18 protein-coding genes and 1 other annotated feature are annotated in these 17481 nt (G+C 68.3%); of the genes, 11 read left to right on the top strand and 7 right to left on the bottom strand.

The window, feature by feature from the left end; all coding sequences use genetic code 11:
• Positions 1-147: 147 nt before the first annotated feature.
• The gene (locus NX02_RS32120) at positions 148-555 is read right to left on the bottom strand and encodes a DUF1801 domain-containing protein (RefSeq protein WP_025290805.1); all 408 of its coding nucleotides are present in this window, start codon (positions 553-555) and stop codon (positions 148-150) included.
• A gap of 247 nt (positions 556-802) precedes the next feature.
• On the opposite strand from NX02_RS32120, the gene NX02_RS03485 reads away from it, so the two are divergent.
• On the top strand, positions 803-1276 hold the full coding sequence (locus tag NX02_RS03485; RefSeq protein ID WP_025290804.1) for an NUDIX domain-containing protein: 474 nt from the start codon (positions 803-805) through the stop codon (positions 1274-1276).
• A 112-nt stretch (positions 1277-1388) separates the two neighbouring features.
• A complete protein-coding gene (locus NX02_RS03480) occupies positions 1389-1964 on the top strand; it encodes a hypothetical protein (protein WP_047099728.1) in 576 nt (191 codons plus the stop codon).
• A gap of 68 nt (positions 1965-2032) precedes the next feature.
• On the opposite strand, the gene NX02_RS03475 is transcribed toward NX02_RS03480, so the two are convergent.
• Together NX02_RS03475 and NX02_RS03470 are read right to left on the bottom strand one after the other, a co-directional pair.
• Positions 2033-2395 carry a hypothetical protein gene (locus tag NX02_RS03475; RefSeq protein ID WP_025290802.1) on the bottom strand — a complete coding sequence of 121 codons (363 nt, stop codon included), beginning with the start codon at positions 2393-2395 and terminating at the stop codon, positions 2033-2035.
• A 212-nt stretch (positions 2396-2607) separates the two neighbouring features.
• On the bottom strand, positions 2608-3150 hold the full coding sequence (locus tag NX02_RS03470; protein ID WP_025290801.1) for a DUF6438 domain-containing protein: 543 nt from the start codon (positions 3148-3150) through the stop codon (positions 2608-2610).
• A gap of 475 nt (positions 3151-3625) precedes the next feature.
• Between NX02_RS03470 and NX02_RS03465 the strand changes: the two genes are divergently transcribed.
• The 3 genes from NX02_RS03465 (at position 3626) to NX02_RS03455 (ending at position 5150) form a co-directional block, all read left to right on the top strand.
• Positions 3626-4402 carry a cysteine hydrolase family protein gene (locus tag NX02_RS03465; RefSeq protein ID WP_025290800.1) on the top strand — a complete coding sequence of 259 codons (777 nt, stop codon included), beginning with the start codon at positions 3626-3628 and terminating at the stop codon, positions 4400-4402.
• 86 nt (positions 4403-4488) lie between these two features.
• Positions 4489-4668, top strand: a complete 180-nt coding sequence (locus NX02_RS03460) for a hypothetical protein (protein ID WP_025290799.1) — start codon at positions 4489-4491, stop codon at positions 4666-4668.
• 56 nt (positions 4669-4724) lie between these two features.
• Positions 4725-5150: a DUF5990 family protein gene (locus tag NX02_RS03455; protein ID WP_025290798.1), complete on the top strand. Its 426-nt coding sequence runs from the start codon at positions 4725-4727 to the stop codon at positions 5148-5150.
• A gap of 21 nt (positions 5151-5171) precedes the next feature.
• On the opposite strand, the gene NX02_RS03450 is transcribed toward NX02_RS03455, so the two are convergent.
• The 3 genes from NX02_RS03450 to NX02_RS03440 form a co-directional block, all read right to left on the bottom strand.
• Complete coding sequence (locus NX02_RS03450; protein WP_025290797.1) at positions 5172-5405, bottom strand: hypothetical protein; 234 nt, start codon at positions 5403-5405, stop codon at positions 5172-5174.
• Positions 5406-5776: 371 nt separating this feature from the next.
• Positions 5777-6004, bottom strand: coding sequence for a hypothetical protein (locus NX02_RS03445; RefSeq protein WP_025290796.1), 228 nt, complete (start codon positions 6002-6004; stop codon positions 5777-5779).
• Positions 6005-6146: 142 nt separating this feature from the next.
• Positions 6147-6857 (bottom strand): HAD-IA family hydrolase, encoded by a 711-nt coding sequence (locus NX02_RS03440; protein ID WP_245648758.1) that lies wholly within the window; start codon positions 6855-6857, stop codon positions 6147-6149.
• A gap of 357 nt (positions 6858-7214) precedes the next feature.
• Between NX02_RS03440 and NX02_RS03430 the strand changes: the two genes are divergently transcribed.
• A complete protein-coding gene (locus NX02_RS03430) occupies positions 7215-10088 on the top strand; it encodes a TonB-dependent receptor domain-containing protein (protein WP_025290793.1) in 2874 nt (957 codons plus the stop codon).
• Positions 10089-10221: 133 nt separating this feature from the next.
• On the opposite strand, the gene NX02_RS03425 is transcribed toward NX02_RS03430, so the two are convergent.
• Positions 10222-11718 carry a SulP family inorganic anion transporter gene (locus NX02_RS03425; RefSeq protein WP_025290792.1) on the bottom strand — a complete coding sequence of 499 codons (1497 nt, stop codon included), beginning with the start codon at positions 11716-11718 and terminating at the stop codon, positions 10222-10224.
• Positions 11719-11808: 90 nt separating this feature from the next.
• Positions 11809-11864, bottom strand: a sequence feature (sul1 is cis-regulatory element that is thought to sense ions involved in sulfur or methionine metabolism; They are found in Alphaproteobacteria).
• Positions 11865-12119: 255 nt separating this feature from the next.
• Here NX02_RS03425 and NX02_RS03420 point away from each other — a divergent pair.
• From NX02_RS03420 to NX02_RS03400, 5 genes are all read left to right on the top strand, one after another.
• Positions 12120-13052: an STM4015 family protein gene (locus tag NX02_RS03420; RefSeq protein ID WP_025290791.1), complete on the top strand. Its 933-nt coding sequence runs from the start codon at positions 12120-12122 to the stop codon at positions 13050-13052.
• A 171-nt stretch (positions 13053-13223) separates the two neighbouring features.
• The gene (locus tag NX02_RS03415) at positions 13224-14345 is read left to right on the top strand and encodes an STM4014 family protein (protein ID WP_053000591.1); all 1122 of its coding nucleotides are present in this window, start codon (positions 13224-13226) and stop codon (positions 14343-14345) included.
• The gene (locus tag NX02_RS03410; RefSeq protein WP_039996389.1) at positions 14342-15184 is read left to right on the top strand and encodes an STM4013/SEN3800 family hydrolase; all 843 of its coding nucleotides are present in this window, start codon (positions 14342-14344) and stop codon (positions 15182-15184) included. The genes NX02_RS03415 and NX02_RS03410 overlap by 4 nt, the downstream gene beginning before the upstream one ends.
• On the top strand, positions 15181-16524 hold the full coding sequence (locus NX02_RS03405) for an STM4012 family radical SAM protein (RefSeq protein ID WP_025290788.1): 1344 nt from the start codon (positions 15181-15183) through the stop codon (positions 16522-16524). The genes NX02_RS03410 and NX02_RS03405 overlap by 4 nt, the downstream gene beginning before the upstream one ends.
• Positions 16524-17459 carry an STM4011 family radical SAM protein gene (locus tag NX02_RS03400; protein WP_025290787.1) on the top strand — a complete coding sequence of 312 codons (936 nt, stop codon included), beginning with the start codon at positions 16524-16526 and terminating at the stop codon, positions 17457-17459. The genes NX02_RS03405 and NX02_RS03400 overlap by 1 nt, the downstream gene beginning before the upstream one ends.
• Positions 17460-17481 lie beyond the last annotated feature (22 nt).

Genomic DNA, 17481 nt, shown 5'->3' with positions numbered 1-17481 from the left:
GTCGACCCGGCGGCCATGAATTCTATCGTCCCGCCATCCACCACAGGGTCTGCACCAATCGCGGCACCCCGCCCTTCGCGGGCGGCGCGATGGTTCGGACGGATCAGTTCGGACGGTGTCTTCGCATCCTCGCCCATGCGCCTCTGCTCATGGCACCCAGCCGGGTATCGCCGCCGCCTGCTTCACCCAGGCGGTGAACTGCGCCTCGTCCCACGCATCGTCCTCATGGATATGGAGATAGCGCGCGTCCGGGGTCTTCGATCCCACCGGCGGCAGCGGCTCGAGCGCGGCGCCGCGGAAGAAGGCGATCTTCACATAGCGGGTGAGGCAGTGGATGCCCAGGAACCAGCCCTGCCCCGCGACCCCATAGAGCGGCGAGTTCCACTTCACCGCCTTCCGCACATCGGGCACCGCAGCCACGATCAGGGCATCGATCCGGCTGCCGACCGCCTGCTTCCACCCCGGCATCGCCGCGATATAGGCCGCCACCGGCGCGGCGCCATCGCCCTTGGGGATCTGCGGGTTGCCGCCGGAGAGCAGCACGGGTTCGGACATCGTCGGGCCTCTCCTGTCATCGCCGCTACGGACACCCGCGGTTTGCGCCGAGCGCCCCGGAACCGCGTCGCCGACGCCGCGAGCCGGGTCCCGCTTTTTCTTCGACAGAACGGATCGGTCATCTTTTCGGAATTGGCAATCCCGCCGCGCGTCAAGCGGGCGTGACGGCGCCCACCCGCGGCAAGCCGGACCGGAGCGCGTGATTCCCGATCGCGCGGCGGCGTCCGTCGCGGTATCGAAGATGCGCATGGCTCTCTATCACCGGCTGATCATCAAGGCGGCGCGCCTGTGGTGGCGCATCCGCCGCCCGCGCACCTTGGGCGTGCGTGCCCTGCTGCACGACGCGGACGGCCGCATCGCGCTGGTGCGCCACACCTACATGCCGCACTGGTATCTGCCCGGCGGCGGCGTGGACAAGGGGGAGAGCGTGGCGACCGCGCTCCACCGCGAGGTCGCCGAGGAAGTGGGCCTCACCGACATCCACGTCGAGCGGATCGTGGGCGTCTATCACAATGTCCGCGAGGGCAAGGACGACCATGTCGTGCTGTTCGCCGCCAGCGTTCCGGCGGCGCAGGTGCCCCGCCTCCACCCCGCCGACCCGCGCGAGATCGCCGAGGCGCGCTGGTTCGCCGCCGACGCGCTGCCGGCCGACCTCTCCCCCGCGACGCGCCGGCGCATCGCCGAATATCGCAGCGGCGCGGTGGGCATGCGCGACTGGTAGGCACGGCGATTGCAACCGTAGCGAACGGGCGGCGCGATGGGCGCGCTCCGGTAGCGCGGCACCGCCTAGGCAAGGCATTGCCCGACCCATTCGCCTGTTACGGAACCGATCCATGCCAGACACTTACCGGCTATTCCTGCGCGCCGACCATGACCCTATCGTCAAAGGCACCCTGCCGAACGTCAATCGAACCCACACCTCGCCGGCACAGCATATGAGCTATGATGGTGTGCCCCACTATTTCGAATCGGGTTATCTTTCGCTTTTCGAATATATTCCCGCGCAGGCACAAAGATCGGATTGCACCATCGTACGGGCGATGGGAACGGTACGCGCGCCCTACATCCACGCGATGTTCATTCCCGCGACCGTCAGGCAGATCGCCATCGACGAAACCACTGTCAGGCTCATCCCCAATATCGGCGGTCAGCCAGCGCTCTTGAACACAGACCTGTGCACGCCGCCCGCGAGGATCGACGAGATGGGCAATATCCTCGCCTACGCCAGCCGGTTCATCAACGAGTATCTCTATTGCGGTCCCTGGGCGCAGGGCACGCAGACCCATTCCTTCATGTGGGACCGCTTCGGCAATGTTGCCAGAATGATGAACGAGGGCAAATCTCCCGACGAGATCCTGGCATATTGCGATGCCCGGAACCCGTTGGGCGACATGTCCGCTTATGGCTGACAGGCGCCCGCCTTATCGACCGGACGGAACGATGGGCGGCCGCGCCGCCGCCCCCGCGCCGATGGGCCTCAGCTTTTGCCCCCGAACAGCCCCTTCGCCATGCCGGCGATGTCGTTGAGCGGGTTGCCATCGCCATCCTTGTCGAGCATGCCGAGGATGCCGGCCGCCTGCGGGTGTTCGTTGAGCAGGCTCGCGAAGCGCGAGAGCGATCCTTCGCCACCGATATGATGCACGATCTGGCTGAGTATGTCAGTGCCGAGCCCGGTCTTGGCGGCGGCGCCCGCCACCGTATCGCCGGGCTGCTGATGCGCCTGCCCCAGCGCCGCGATCGCCTTTTCCGCCATCGCCGGGCTGATCCCCAGCTTGGCCGCCATATTGGCGACGTCGATATTGCCGCCCAGCTGGCCCAGGATTCCATCAAGCACGCTCATCGCGATCTCCTTGTCGAGAGAGGCGCATTATGGGGCCGTGCGGACGCGCGCGGAAGGGGCAGATGGTCCCCGCCGCCGCCTTTTCGGATCATGGAACGGATGCAGCGGGGGCCGGGAGGATCGCACGGCCCAGCCACGCTCCTCCCCGGCGCGAAACGTCGGGGAGGAGAGTCTGATCGCGCGTACACGCCCGAGAAGGCCGACCCGTCGGATCAGCCGCGCGACACCCCCGGCCGCGTGACCTGCTTCGCCCAGCCGGCGATGCCGAGTTGCTCCGGCAGCGTGCCCAGCACCGCATCCAGCGCCTTGCCCGGGCCACCCGAGCAACGGCTCTGGTGCGTCGCCACGGTCTGGCGGCCAGCCGTGTCGGTCCAGGTGATGGTGTAGGTCGAGGTGTCGGTGATCGCCGCCTCGCAATCCACGCGCGCGGTGGTGCCGTCGACCGGGCGGAACGGCGCCAGGTCGCGCGCCACCGCCTTGTAGGTCGCGGCCCCCGCCGCTGCCTTGCGCTCGCCGATCACTTCGGTGTGGCGTTCGCCCGTGAAGGTCACCGCACCGTCGGGTGCGATGCTGACCTGATAGACCGGACAGAAGCCGAAGCATGGCCCGACCGAGACCGCGATCGTCTCGCCGGCTGCGGGCGCGGGGGTGGAGCCGATGCCGGACGTGTCGGCCGCACAGGCACCCAGCGCAAGCGCGCCGCCCAGCGCAAGCGCCGGGGCCAGGGCCAGAGATCGAAGGGAAGCATGGATCACGACGTCGAAAACTCCTTTGTTCGGTTCGCGCTGCTAGCAGCGCGAAGCTGAACCTAAGACGGAGCCGGTCGCGCGGTTCCCGACCGGGGGTGGGAAAAAGCAGCGAGGAAGGTGCCGGTGCCCCTGCGCCGGCCCATCATGTCGTTCGTCGCCCGGCATTGCGCGTTGCGCCGTTTGTCGCCTGTTTTTGGTCGTTTGCAGGAGCGGCGGTTGCCCGAATCGCGCACCTCCACCATGGGGCGCGGGCGACCCGGATCGGTTTCTGAGGGATCGATCTCACTTCCGGCCCGGCGGTCTCCGCCGGGCCGTTTTTTCTGGGGCCAAGCCAATCCTTTGGCCCGCCCCACCTGGCCCTTGGGGCGATCCAAACCCACCCTCGGCATGGTCGCGCCGGCCGGCCTGCGCTGAATACAATCAGCACCGGCCGGGTGCAGCAAATGGCGGCGCCCGGCAGCCCCAGCATTTGGAGGGATTGATGCCTCGCGCGCCCGCTTCGTTCGCCGCCTTCGCCGCCGCCATCGGCCTGCTGCTCCTGCCTGCCGCGGCGTCGGCGCAGGTTCCGCCCTATGCCGATCCGCCCAACCCCGCGCTCAAGAAGGGTTCGATGATTCCCGATCCTTCGCGCGCCGCGCTGGTGGTGATCGATCCGCAGAACGACTTCATGGATCCCAAGGGCAAGGCGTGGCCGGTGGTGGGCGAAGCGGTGACGCAGCAAAGGCTGATCCCCCACCTCCACCAATTGTTCGCGGCGGCGAAGGCGGCGGGCATGGTCGTCGCGATTTCCCCGCACCATTATTATCGCTGGGATCATCAGTGGCGGGTGCAGGGGCCGCTTGAGATCTTCCAGCACGACATCGGTGTGTTCGATCGCAAGGGCCCCTATACGCTCGAGGGGTTCGAAGGATCGGGCGCCGACTTCCTCGCCGAGTTCAAACCCTATATCCTCGATGGCAAGACGATCATCGCGTCACCCCACAAGCTCTACGGCCAGCAGGTCAACGACCTCTCGTTCCAGTTGCGCAAGCAGCGCATCGACCAGGTGATCGTCGTCGGCATGCTTTCCAACATGTGCGTCGAATCGCATGTGCGCCAGTTCCTGGAAGAGGGGTTCGAGGTGGGCGTGGTGCGCGATGCCATCGCCGCGCCCAAGCTTCCCGAGGGGGACGGCAACCTCTCTGCCCTCATCAACTTCCGCTACATGGCGAACGGCCTGTGGACCACCGACGAGGTCGTGAAGATGCTGAAGAAATAGGGCGGCAGCGCCTGATCACGAAAGAGGTGCCGCGGCGCCCGAACCCGATTATAATGCGCCGCGACTCATGCATCTTGGAGAGGATCATGGCGCACAGCATGTCGAACATGACGACCGCTGAGCTGATCGCGGTACGGCGCTGGGTCGGAGCATATCGGGGCGATCGGCTCGATCGCAGCGAACTGACCCGGCGCCTCGTGGTCACCGGCCTGCGCGAGGCCGAGGCGCGACGTTTCGCCGACCTCGTGGTTTCGACGCGGTCCTGAACCGGCCCGCATCCGCCCTTGCGATGCAGCGGCGCGGCACGCTGCGCTAGCGAGCGATGCCAGAGCGAAGCGAGATCCGGCTGCGGATCATTGTCGAGCATCCGGTGGTCGGTGTTCTCCACAGCCTGCAGGCGAAGGATGATCGTCCGCTCGATCCGAAAGCCTCGCGGAACGGCGAGCCGCTGGTGTTCGAGCTGCCGATACGCGTCGGCCCCGGCCCCAGATTTTTCGGCGATCAGGTGCGCCGCGAAGGCCCGGTGCGGCGCTTCGTCCATATCCGCATCGGCGATCTCGCCGGCGACCCCGCCTCGCCCTGGTCGCGCCGGATGAAGATCGACATCCACGATATCGATCCGGCATGGCTGGATCGCGCCGTCGATGGCGGCAGCGTTATCGAAACGACGGTCAACGGCACCGGCAGGGACGGCACACCCGCCTGCGCGACGGTGCGCCCGGTGGTGCGGCGCCTTACCGATCGCTGAGCTCGGGCGCCCCCGGTCCGCTCAGCCTTGCGGCGGGATCAGCCGCGACAAGAGCCCAAGCCGCGCCGCCATCCGGCGTATATCCTCCTGCGGCCGCATGAGGCCGTCGGCAATCTGGGATTCGGTTTCGCCCAGCGCCAGCCGCCGCCGTAGATCGGTGATATCGGTTTGCGTCCATCGCTGCGGCTGCGCCGCGCGCGCGGCGGCGCCTGGATCACCAGCCGCCGGCGAATCGGCGCCGGGCCTATAGCGCATCGACGCGGCATCCCTCCGCGGATGGCACCGCGTCGGGCAAGGGAGGCCGGGCGATCATGGCCGCGCCGCTTTCGGATCCCTGCCCTCGCCCGTCCGCAGCCGTAGCCGCAGCGCGTCGATCCGGGCTGCGTAGCCCGCGGCGAGCGCGCTGCGCGCCGTGCCGACACGCAGCGAAGCAGGGATAGCGGCACGAAGGGTCGTCGCGTGGGGACGATCGGGTTGCGTGTCTGGATCCATAGGCGAACTCCCGGACTGTAAGCGGGAGCGCGATTGGTCTCTCAGCCGGCCGCGCCTACGATGGGGATGCGAACGATTGCCCCGAATGCCCGCCCGTCCGCCTTTTTGCAAGGCGAAACGGCGCGCACGTCGTCCTAGTAGGCCCCACCCATCAGGCGCGTCGGCGCGCGGCGCACCTTGCCCGGGATGATGTTCTTGTCGCCGAACACGCGCTTCATCTTGAGCGTTCCCTCGGCACTCGTCAGCACGATGCGGGTTCCGCCCGACAGCAACGGCTCGATCGCACTGATCAGAACGCCCTGTTCGCCGCAGCGCTTGCGCACATCGGCTTCGGAAAATGATACATTGATGACGCGCGACATGCGGCCTCCCTCGATCAAGCGGGAGCGCATATCATCTCTCAGCCAAGCCATGCTCGTTCGGGCGACCTGGTGCGCCGCCTATGCAGCAGCATGGGCAAAAACGCAACGCGGTTCGGCGCGCGCGGGACGCGGGGATCGCGGCTCACCCCGCGCCGTGCGGCCCGGAACGAACGATCGCGAGGCCATCCGCGCCGGCCGCCACCGCGAGCCCGCGATAGTCGCGAATGGCCGGGTGCGCGGTGGCGATCGGGTGGCTGTGGGTGACGGTGATGGCGAGGCCGGCAGCGCCCGCGGCGTCGGCCGCGGCCAGACCCGCGAGCGTATCCTCCAGCACCAGGCAGCGCACGGGATCGACCCCCAGCCGCGCGGCGCCGAGCAGGAAGCAGGCGGGATCGGGCTTGCCGCGCTCGACATCCTCCGCGGTGACCAGCACCGGCGGGACCGCGATGCCGGCGCGCGCGAGCCGTGCCTCGGCCAACGCGCGCGATGCCGAGGTGACGATCGCCCAGCGCCCGGCCGGAATGGTGGCGAGGAATTCCGCCACGCCCGCGATCGGCACGACGCCTTCGGTATCCTCGATCTCGGTGCGGGTGATCCACGCCGCCTCCGCCTCCGGATCGGCGACCCCCAGCCGCTTCATCGTTTCCACCGTGCGCACGCCATGCATGATCGAGATGACATGGGCGGGATCGAAGCCGCGCATCGCCGCCCAGCGCGTCCAGGCCCGGTTGGCGGAATCGATGCTGGTGATCAGCGTGCCGTCCATGTCGAACAGGAAGGCGGCGAAGCGGCGCCCGGCATGGGGCAGCGCGGCGGAGGCGGCGGTCGGCATGTCCATGAAGGCGATCGTCATAGGCCTGCCGCCCGGAGGCGCAACCTCCAGCCACCGCCGTCCGAACGCGAAATCGGCTACCCCGTGCGAAACAGGCTTTCGCAACGCGGCACCGGAACGACGAACGGGTGCGAAATTGCCATATGTCGGCGCCTTTCCGCCTTGAAGGGGATGATCTTGAACTTGCGCAAATATTCGATCGGCTGCCAAATAATTACAACCGAATTCACCTGATTATTCGCCTTACGTTGCAGAAGCGCCACAGTTGTCACGAACTATTTTGCGACTGCAGCAAAGCCGCTTGCGTAATGAATTTGCGGCTGTTCTCCTGACCGTCCGAGAAATCAGCATCAGGCATAGCAAAAAGGGAGCGCAACGATGAAAGCGAGTTTGGCGTGTAGCGTAGCAGCCTCGGCACTTGCGATCACGATATGGACCAGCCCGGCCGCCGCGCAGACGGTCGGCACGAGCGCGGAGGCGGGCGAAGCGGCGCAGGCGGACGCTGCGCTGAACGACGGCGACGATATCATCGTCACCGGATCGCGCATCCGCCGCAGCCCGCTCGACCAGCCCTCCCCCGTCGTCAGCCTCGACGGCGAAAGCATCGCGCGCACCGGCCTCGCCTCGATCGCGGACGTGCTGCAGCGGCTTCCGGCCAGCTCGGGCGGCCTCAACTCCAAGTTCAACAATTCGGGCAATTTCGGCAACCCGCCGGATGGCGGCGGCGTCGGCGCCGGCTCCGCGGTGCTCGACCTGCGCTATCTCGGCCCCAAGCGCACATTGGTGCTGGTCGATGGCCTGCGCTGGGTGAACGGCGCCTCGGCAAGCGGCATCCCCGCCAGCGTCGACCTCAATTCGATCCCCACCAACATGATCGAGCGCATCGAAGTGCTCCAGTCCGGCGCGTCGCCGCAATATGGCTCGGATGCGATCGCCGGCGTGGTCAACATCATCACCAAGTCCAACCAGGATGGGCTGAAGGCCAGCGCACAATATGGCCAGTATCTGGGCGATGGCGATGGCGAGACCCAGGATTACCAGCTCAGCTACGGCGTGCGCGGTGAAGGCGTGCGCATGGTCGCCGGCGCCTATTACACCAAGCAGCAGTCGGTGCGCGCCTCCGATCGCAGCATCTCGCAATTCCCCAACCCCGGCCAGACGAGCTGCACCGATCCGGTCGGCGGCTGTTCCAGCTTCACCCCGCTCGGCCGCTTCGACGTGCTGGGCCGCAGCCTGACCCTGAAGGGTCCGGTGGCGGGCACGCCCAATTACGATCCGAGCCTGGTCGGCGGCGACTTCAAGTCCTTCGGCGCGGCGGACCGGTTCAACTTCGCGCCGTTCAACTATTTCCTCACCCCGGTCGAGCGTTATGGCGGCTTCATCAACAGCCGCGCCGAATTCTCGGATGCGCTGAACCTCAGCGTGAAGGCGGTCTACAACCGCCGCAACTCGCAGAACCAGGCGGCCTTCCTGCCGCTGGGCGTGGGGCCGGACGTCGGCAACGGCAACCTGCTCGACTTCATCTCGATCGACGCGACCAACCCCTACAACCCGTTCGGCGTCACCTTGTCGCGTGAGAACGGCAATCTCTCGGGCATCTATCGCCGGCTGGTCGAGGCGGGGCAGCGCACCTACAGCCAGCAGGTGAACACCATGTCGCTCACCGGCACGCTCGACGGCAAGTTCGAGATGCTGGGCCGCACCTGGTATTGGGATGCGAGCGCGGTGTTCGGCTTCAACGATGCCAAGCAGGTGTTCACCGGCAACGTCAATTCGCAGCGCCTGCAGCAGGCGCTGGGCCCGATCAGCGATTGCACCGGCGCCTGCGTGCCGTTCAACATCTTCGGCGGGCTCGGCTCGGTCACGCCGGAAATGCTGGCGTTCGTGGGCTTCGACGAGAAGAACAGCAGCCGCCAGGAACTGCATGACTATACCGCCAACCTGTCGGGCGAGTTGTTCGACCTGCCCGGCGGCCCGGTCGGCATCGCGATCGGTTACGAGCATCGCTACCAGTTCGGCAGCTTCACCCCCGATCCGGTGACGCAGGCCGGCTTCAGCTCGGACATTCCGGCGCAGGCGGCTGCGGGCAAGTTCAACGTGGACGAGGTCTATGGCGAAGTCCGCCTGCCGCTGCTGCGCGACATTCCCGCGATCTACTCGTTCGAACTGAACGGCGCGGCACGCCATTCGAACTATTCCACCTTCGGCAGCAACACCACCTTCAGCGGCGGCGCGCTGTGGAAGCCCGTCAGCGACCTGCTGCTGCGCGGTCAATATGCGGAAAGCCTGCGCGCGCCCTCGATCGGCGAACTGTTCGGCGCGCGCTCGCGCTTCGACGCGTCGATCGACGATCCCTGCACCAGCGCCGCCGGCGGCCAGTTCCCGGGCAACGCCACGGTGCGGCAGAACTGCATCGCCAATGGCGTGCCGGCGAACGGCAGCTATGCGGAGCCGCAGGGCGGCCAGCTGCCGGTGTTCACCGGCGGCAATACCGAGCTCGAGCCGGAGACCGCGCGCACCCTGCTGTTCGGCGGCGTCTACAGCCCGCGCTGGGTGCAGGGCGGCGTGTTCAGCGCGCTCAGCCTCGAGGTCAATTATTTCGACGTGAAGGTGAAGGACGCGATCAACTCGATCCCCGCGCAGGTGCTGCTGAGCCGCTGCGCCGAGACCGGCGACGCGCTGAGCTGCGCGGCGGTGACGCGCACCCCGGCGGGCTTCATCTCGGGCATCAACGGCCAGTTGCTCAACACCGGCGGCATCCGCACCAAGGGCATCGACTTCACCTTGACGATGCGCACGACGGAGACCGGCGCCGGCCAGTTCGGCCTCTATGTCTCGGGCAATTACCTGCTCAACTATCGTGAGACGGTACCCTCGACCGACGGCGAGACGGTGACCGAATATCGCGGCACCGAACGCGGCTCGCCCGACCAGGCCTATCCGCGCTTCAAGGGCCTCGCCACCGTCGACTGGACGGTCGGCCCGGTCACCGCCGCCTTCACCGGCCGCTATATCGACGATGTCGACGAAATCTCCGCAGACAACACGCTGAGCAGCCGCTTCTACGGCGACGTCCAGCTCCAGTTCCGCCCGAGCTGGCTCGACTCGAAAATGGCGCTGACCGCGGGCATCAACAATGTGTTCGACAAGGATCCGCCGGCCTGCTTCTCGTGCAGCCTGAACAATTATGATCCGACGACCTACGATATCCCGGGTCGCTTCGGCTATATCCGGCTGTCCTACGGGCTGTAGGACGAAGGCATTTCTCCTCCCCGGCGCACAGCGTCGGGGAGGGGGACCATTTGCGCAGCAAATGGTGGAGGGGCCGGCGCCGAAGCAAACTGATCGCTCGGTGTTCGAGGCGACGGTTTCGATCCATCCCCCCTCAGTGCGGCACCGCGCCCGTCTCCACCCCGGTCTTGTCGTGCAGCGCGAAGCGGTCGACGATGTCGGCGCTTGCGCGGTTGTAGCCGATGACCTCGACCGTGCGGCCGTCGCGGCGCAGGCGGGCGACGATGCGGTCGAGCGCGGCCACGCCCGAAATGTCCCAGAAATGGGCGGCGGAAACGTCGATCACCACCGCGCGCGCGCTGTCTTCGGCGTGGAAGGCGCGGGTGAAGCGGTCGACCGAGGCGAAGAAGATCTGGCCGGTCACGCGATAGCGCGCGGTGGCGCCGTCCGCGTCGAGGCTGCGCTCCACCGCGAACATGCGCTGTACCTTGCCCGCGAAGAAGATGCCGGACAGCAGCACCCCCGCCAGCACGCCGCGCGCCAGATCCTGCGTGGCGACGACCACCGCCACCGTCACCAGCATCACGATCGACGAGGTCGGCGGGTGGCGCCGCAGATTGGCGATCGAATTCCAGCTGAAGGTGCCGATCGAGACCATGATCATCACCGCGACCAGCGCCGGCATCGGGATCCGCCCGACCCACGGCCCCAGCACCGCGAGCAGGAACAGCAGGAAAGCGCCCGCGACCAGGGTCGACAGCCGCCCGCGCCCGCCGGAGGTGACGTTGATCACCGACTGGCCGATCATCGCGCAACCGCCCATGCCGCCGAACAATGCCGAGACGATGTTGGCACCGCCCTGCCCCATGCATTCGCGCTTCTTGTCGCTGTCCGTATCGGTCATGTCGTCGACGATCTGCGCGGTGAGCAGCGATTCGAGCAGCCCGACCGCAGTCATCGTCAGCGAGTAAGGCGCGATGATGCGCAGCGTTTCCCAATTGAGCGGAACCTGCGGCAGCACCAGGCTGGGCAGCCCCTGCGGCAGCGCGCCCATGTCGCCCACCGTGTTGACCGGCAGCGCGAAGCCGATGCCGACCGCGCTCAGCACGAGGATCGCGACGAGCGGCGAGGGCACCGCCTTCGTCAGCCGCGGAAAGAGATAGATGATCGCAAGGCCGGCGGCGACCAGCGCATAGGTCTGCCAGCCGACGTCGATCAGTTGCGGCAGTTGCGCCATGAAGATCAGGATCGCCAACGCATTGACGAAGCCGGTGATCACCGATCGCGAGACGAACTGCATCAGCAGGTCCAGCCGCAGCAGCCCCGCGACGATCTGGATCAACCCCATGAGGATCGTCGCGGCGAAGAGATAGTCGACGCCATGATCGCGCACCAGCGGCCCCACCAGCACCGCGACCGCGGCGGTGGCGGCGGAAATCATCCCCGGCCGCCCGCCGAGAAAGGCGATCGTCACCGCGATCGCCACCGACGCATAGAGCCCGACGCGCGGGTCGACACCGGCAATGATCGAAAAGCCGATCGCCTCGGGAATCAGCGCGAGCGCGACGACGATGCCCGCCAGAACGTCGCGCCTGATGCCTTCGGCGCCCGCGAACCATGTGTTCGCCTGTCGATTGATACTGTCTGCCATGTCCACCACGTCGCCCACCCGGCAGGCGCACGCGCCCGCACGATCGATATCGGTTCTCGGATGGGCCTGCGGCGCCGGTGCGGCGCCTTGCGTTGTCCGGCGGATCGGCGGCCGGAAGAGCCACCCGGAATCTCACCGGGTCCTTGCGAATGGTGCGGCGCTTAGCGGGGGATGCGGGGTTCGGGCAAGGGGGTGGATGATCGCCAGCAGCGTGGCAAGGGGGTCCGCGCCGCCCATGTCCGCGATCCGGAGGGCGACGGGATCGCCGACATCTCCCCACGGCCATCGGCCATGGCCATCTCGCCCCATGCCCGATCCGGCGCATGTCATCGTACCGTCGTTGACAGCGCCCGCTGCACCCGTCCACCTGCCGCCCGACAACATTGGTGGAGCGGAGATTCATGACGGTTCACAGCAACTTGACGCACTTCGCCGGGAAGCCGGTGGCGGATTTCAACGAGCCCGGCGACATCAAGGATTTCGCCGCGACCGCGCCCCGCCTGCGCTGCGTCTATGATGGCGAGCACAGCCTGACCGACCTGCTCGAACTGCTGTTGAAGGAGCCGGGCGTCGCCGCGACGGAAGCGCTCGTCTTCGGGCTGTGGGCGGAAAATGGCGAGACCTATGAGGTCAACCCCGCGCGCGCGATCGAGGCGCTGGTCGCCAATCGCGACAAATTCCCCAACCTCTCCGCGCTCTTCTTCGGCGACATCATTTCCGAAGAGAATGAGATTTCCTGGATCGAGCAGGACAGCTACGCCGCGATCTGGGCCGCCTTCCCGCGCCTCACCGAGTTCCGCGTGCGCGGCGGCAACAAGCTGTCGCTCGGCACGATCACGCATCCGGCGCTTCAGATCCTCGCGGTCGAGACCGGCGGCCTCGCCGCGACGGTGGCGCGCGAGGCGCTGGCGGCCGAAGCGCCGATCCGCCATTTCGAACTGTGGCTGGGCTCCGACGACTATGGCGCCGACACCTCGGTCGCCGACTTCGCCGATCTGCTTGAGGGCAAGCTGTTCCCGCAGCTCGAAACGCTGGCGCTGCGCAACAGCGAATATAGCGACGCGCTGGCCGAGGCGCTGGCGACCGCGCCGATCCTCGACCGCATCAAGACGCTGGACCTGTCGATGGGCACGCTCAGCGACGACGGCGCGCGCGCGCTGATCGGTTCGGGCAAGCTCGGCCGGCTGGAGAAGCTGGACATCTCGTTCCACTATGTCTCCGAACCGGTGGTCGCGGAACTGCGCGCGGCAACGCCGAACCTGGTGGCGGAAGACCCGCAGAAGCCGGATGATTGGGACGGGAAGCCGCATTTCTATATCGCGGTTTCGGAGTGAGAAGGTGTCTCGGCCCCTCCTCTTTGGAGGAAGGGTTGGGGTGGAGGCGAGCGCAGCGAGCGTCCGGCAAAGCCGGAAACAGCGCCAACGGGGGCGTTGAGCCCCCGTCGTCGCTTCCCCACCCCTTCGCCTCCCCTGAAGGGGAGGGGCTAGAATAAAGCCGCTTCCAAAGTGACCATCATCACCCTCGGTCCGGCCAGTGGCCCCCGGCGCGACGCCTTCGCTGCCGCCTGCCTCGCCCGCACCGGCGCCCTTCCGCGCACCCTTTCGTGGACGGACTTCCTTTCGAGTCCGGCACGGCTGGCCGAGATGCTAACGCCCGGCAGCTACCTCCGCATCGACAGCCCCGATCAGGATCCCGCCGCGCTCGCCGCGCTCTATCGCGCCGCGGGCGCCCCGCAGGACGAAGCTGCGCTCGCCGGGGGTGCGATCGGCGCGCCCAGCGGGCTTGCCGCCGGCATCGTCGCCGGCATCGCGACGGCGGAGGCGATCACCGCCACCCAGGGCGCGCTGATCTCCACATCCGCCGCCGATGCCGCGCTGGCCTTCGACAAGAGCGCCACGCTCGCCCGCCTCGCCGCCGCGGGCATCCCGACCCCGACCGTCCTCCCCGACATCGCCGGCTTCGACGCGCTCACCGCGGCGATGGCGGCCACCGGCACCGCTCGCGTATTCGTCAAGCTGCGCCATGGTTCGGCGGCGGCGGGAATGGTCGCGCTCGCCCGCGCCGGCGATCGCTGGCAGGCGGTAACCACTGCGGTGTGCGACGACCAGGGCCGCCTCCACGCCACCCGCGCCGTCCGGCGCCTCACCGATCGCGCCGCCATCGCCGCGTTGGTCGACCGGCTCGCGCCGCTCGGCCTGCACGTCGAGGCGTGGCTGCCCAAGATCGGTATCGCCGGCCGCGTCGCCGACCTGCGGCTGGTGCTGGTGGAAGGCGGCGCGATCTATCCCGTGCTCAGGACCAGCCGGCATCCGATGACCAACCTCCATCTCGGCGGCGATCGTGGTCCGGTGGCGCCGTTGGTCGCGCGCATCGGCGTGGCGGCGTGGGCGGCGGTGCTCGACACCGCGCGCGCAGCCGCAGCCGCCTTCCCCGCCAGCCATGCGCTCGGCATCGACATCGCGGTGCTCGCCGACGGCCGTCGCCACGCCGTGCTGGAGGCCAATATCTTCGGCGATTTCGTGAAGGATCTCAGCATCGGCGGCCTCTCCCCGCACGAGGCGCAGGTGGAGCGCATCCGCGCCCGGCTTGACGCGCGCGCCGCCTGCCCGGCACGGGATGCGGCATGACGATGAGGATCGACGCCGCCGCCTGCCTCGGCACGCATGACCTGCTGCTGATGACGTTCGACACGCTGCGCTTCGACGTCGCCGCGCAGGCGCTCGCCGCGGGCGAGACGCCCAACCTCGCCGCGATCCTGCCCGGTGGCGGCTGGGAGAAGCGCCATTCGCCGGCCAGCTTCACCTTCGCCGCGCACCAGGCCTTTTTCGCCGGCTTCCTCCCCACCCCCGCCGCCCCGCGCGAGGCCGACCCGGCCGCGCATCACCGGCTGTTCGCCGCGCGCTTCCCCGGCAGCGAGACCACCGGCGGCGGCACCTTGGTGTTCGACACGCCGGACATCGTCTCGGGCTTCGCCGGCCATGGCTATCGCACGGTCTGCATCGGCGGCACCGGCTTCTTCAACAAGCGCTCGCCGCTGGGATCGGTGCTGCCCGGCCTGTTCGACGAAAGTTGGTGGGACGAGGATCTCGGCGTCGCCTGCCGCGACTCCGCCGCCAACCAGATCGGCTGTGCCGTTGCGCGGATCGCCGCGCAGCCGGCGGACCGGCGCCTGTTCCTGTTCGTCAACATCGCCGCCTGCCACCCGCCCCATCATTTCTATCGCGGCGCCGGTCAGCAGGATTCCGCCGAGAGCCAGCGCGCTGCGCTGGCCGCGGTCGACCGGCAGTTGCCGGCGCTGTTCGCCGCGCTGCAGGCGCGCGCGCCGGTGCTGGCGATCCTCTGTTCGGATCACGGCACCACCTTCGGCGAGGATGGCTATCAGGGCCACCGCATCGGCCACCCCGCGGTGTGGGAGGTGCCCTATGCGCAGACCCTCCTGCCGCAGCGCGTGAGGGTGGCCGCATGAGCAGCCTCGCCACATCGGCCCGCCCGACGCCCGCCGATCTCGGCCCGCTCTACCAGGATTATGCCTATGGCTATCCGCACAAGAGCGCCTATCGCAGCTTCGCGGCCCCGCTGCGGCTGGGCGACCTGTGGGCGGGCGAGCGCAAGGACCGCATCTTCCTCTACCTGCACATCCCGTTCTGCGAGATGCGCTGCGGCTTCTGCAACCTGTTCACCGCCGCCAACCCCGATGATGCGCGCACCGAACACTATCTCGCCGCGCTCGACCGCCAGATCGAGGCGGCGCGCGACGAGCTGGGCGCGGTCAGCCCGGTGCAGATGGCGATCGGCGGCGGCACGCCGACCTTGCTCGGCGCGCGGGCGCTCGGCCGCCTGCTCGATCGGGTGGCGACGCGGCTGAACGGCGATCCCGCGCGCGTATCCGCCGGCATCGAGACCTCCCCCAAGACGGCGACGCCGGAGACGATCGCGCTGCTCGCCGAACGCGGCTTCGACCGCATCTCGATCGGCGTGCAATCCTTCATCGAGGCGGAAACGCGCGCGATGGGGCGCCCGCAGGACCCCGCGGGCGTGGCGCAGGCGCTCGACACGATCCGCGCCCACCGCTTCGGCCGGCTCAACATCGACCTGATCTATGGCGCCGCCAACCAGACGCCCGAAAGCCTCGCCCACTCGATCCGCCGCGCGCTCGATTGGGCGCCCGAGGAGATGTTCCTCTACCCGCTCTATGTCCGCGCGCGCACCGGGCTCGACCGGCGCGCGTCGGTGGAGGACGAGCATCGCCGCACCCTCTATCGCACCGCGCGCGATCTGCTGCTGGCGGAAGGCTATGAGCAGGTCTCGATGCGCGCGTTCCGGCGGCCGGTGGCGGGCGGCGGCGGGGCGGCAGACAGCGAATTTTCGTGCCAGGAGGATGGCGTGCTCGGGCTCGGCACCGGCGCGCGATCCTATACGCAGGCGGCGCATTACAGCTCGCGCTACGCGGTGACGCGGCGCGGCGTGCTCGACATTCTCGATGCGTTCGCGGCGAGCGACGAACAGGCGTTCCGCCACGCCCACCACGGCATCGCGATGACGCCGGACGAGGCGATGCGGCGCTTCGTGCTCAAGTCGCTGCTCCACCGCGACGGGCTGGACGCGGCGCGCTTCGCCGCCTTGTTCGGCCGCACGCCCGAACAGGCCTTCGCCGCTTTCGCGACGCTCGATGCGATGGGGCTGACCGACACGCAGGCCGGCACCATCCGTCTCACCGAAAGCGGCCTCGAACATTCGGACGCGATCCCGCCCTTGTTCTATTCGGATGCGGTGCGCGCGCTGATGCGGGCGTCGCGCATCGACTGATGGATCCCGCGCTCACCATATTGTGGCGCGGGCCGCTTTCGAGCTGCAACTATGCCTGCGGCTATTGCCCCTTCGCCAAGCGCAAGGACAGCCGCGCGACCTTGGCGACCGATCGCGCCCAGCTCGAGCGCTTCACCGACTGGGCGCTCGCCCGCCCCTATCCGCTTGCCATATTGTTCACGCCATGGGGCGAGGCGCTGGTCCGTCGCCATTATCGCGACGCGATCGCCCGCCTCAGCCACGCACCGCATGTGCAGACGGTGGCGGTACAGACCAACCTCTCGACCCCGATCGACTGGATCGCCGCGTGCGACCGCCGCTCGGCGGCGTTCTGGACGACCTACCACCCCGGCGAAACCAACCGCCCCCGCTTCCTCGAGCGCATCCACGCGCTGGAAGCGATGGGCGTGCGCTACAGCGTCGGCGTCGTCGCGCTGCGCAGCCACTTCGAAGACATCGAACGCCTCCGCGCCGACCTCCCCGCCAACGCCTATCTCTGGATCAACGCGGAGGAGGCGCTGCAGGGCTGCTACACCGAAGCCGAGGTCGAACGGCTGGTGGCGGTGGACCCCCTGTTCGAACTCAACAACCGCGCCTGGCCCAGCCTCGGCCGCCCCTGCGCCGCGGGCGAAACCGCGATCTCGGTCCGCGGCGACGGCGAGGCCCGCCGCTGCCACTTCGTCGATACGCCGATCGGCAATATCTACGACGCGGGGTTCGAGCAGGCGCTACGCCCGCGGACGTGCCCGAAGCTGAGTTGCAACTGCCATATCGGGTACAGCCATTTGAAGGACTTGGCGCTCGCGGAGCTGTTCGGCGCCGGGATGGTGGAGCGGCGGGCGATGGCGCCGGTGCGGGGGGATGCGACGCACCGGATCGCGGCACCTCCCTCTTCCGGTGAACGTCAGCCCGGCAAGTCGGCGGCCGGCCTGTAAAGGCGGGCCGGAAACCGGCCCG

The organism is Sphingomonas sanxanigenens DSM 19645 = NX02 (assembly GCF_000512205.2).
Taxonomy (GTDB): Bacteria; Pseudomonadota; Alphaproteobacteria; order Sphingomonadales; family Sphingomonadaceae; genus Sphingomonas_D; species Sphingomonas_D sanxanigenens.
This window is presented reverse-complemented; position numbering and strand designations above follow the sequence as displayed.

Coding starts and splice junctions, on each gene's coding strand:
- NX02_RS32120 (WP_025290805.1), bottom strand. CDS start 555: ATGTCCGAACCCGTGCTGCTCTCCGGCGGCAACCCGCAGATCCCCAAG.
- NX02_RS03485 (WP_025290804.1), top strand. CDS start 803: ATGGCTCTCTATCACCGGCTGATCATCAAGGCGGCGCGCCTGTGGTGG.
- NX02_RS03480 (WP_047099728.1), top strand. CDS start 1,389: ATGCCAGACACTTACCGGCTATTCCTGCGCGCCGACCATGACCCTATC.
- NX02_RS03475 (WP_025290802.1), bottom strand. CDS start 2,395: ATGAGCGTGCTTGATGGAATCCTGGGCCAGCTGGGCGGCAATATCGAC.
- NX02_RS03465 (WP_025290800.1), top strand. CDS start 3,626: ATGCCTCGCGCGCCCGCTTCGTTCGCCGCCTTCGCCGCCGCCATCGGC.
- NX02_RS03460 (WP_025290799.1), top strand. CDS start 4,489: ATGGCGCACAGCATGTCGAACATGACGACCGCTGAGCTGATCGCGGTA.
- NX02_RS03455 (WP_025290798.1), top strand. CDS start 4,725: ATGCCAGAGCGAAGCGAGATCCGGCTGCGGATCATTGTCGAGCATCCG.
- NX02_RS03450 (WP_025290797.1), bottom strand. CDS start 5,405: ATGCGCTATAGGCCCGGCGCCGATTCGCCGGCGGCTGGTGATCCAGGC.
- NX02_RS03445 (WP_025290796.1), bottom strand. CDS start 6,004: ATGTCGCGCGTCATCAATGTATCATTTTCCGAAGCCGATGTGCGCAAG.
- NX02_RS03440 (WP_245648758.1), bottom strand. CDS start 6,857: ATGACGATCGCCTTCATGGACATGCCGACCGCCGCCTCCGCCGCGCTG.
- NX02_RS03430 (WP_025290793.1), top strand. CDS start 7,215: ATGAAAGCGAGTTTGGCGTGTAGCGTAGCAGCCTCGGCACTTGCGATC.
- NX02_RS03425 (WP_025290792.1), bottom strand. CDS start 11,718: ATGGCAGACAGTATCAATCGACAGGCGAACACATGGTTCGCGGGCGCC.
- NX02_RS03420 (WP_025290791.1), top strand. CDS start 12,120: ATGACGGTTCACAGCAACTTGACGCACTTCGCCGGGAAGCCGGTGGCG.
- NX02_RS03410 (WP_039996389.1), top strand. CDS start 14,342: ATGACGATGAGGATCGACGCCGCCGCCTGCCTCGGCACGCATGACCTG.
- NX02_RS03405 (WP_025290788.1), top strand. CDS start 15,181: ATGAGCAGCCTCGCCACATCGGCCCGCCCGACGCCCGCCGATCTCGGC.
- NX02_RS03400 (WP_025290787.1), top strand. CDS start 16,524: ATGGATCCCGCGCTCACCATATTGTGGCGCGGGCCGCTTTCGAGCTGC.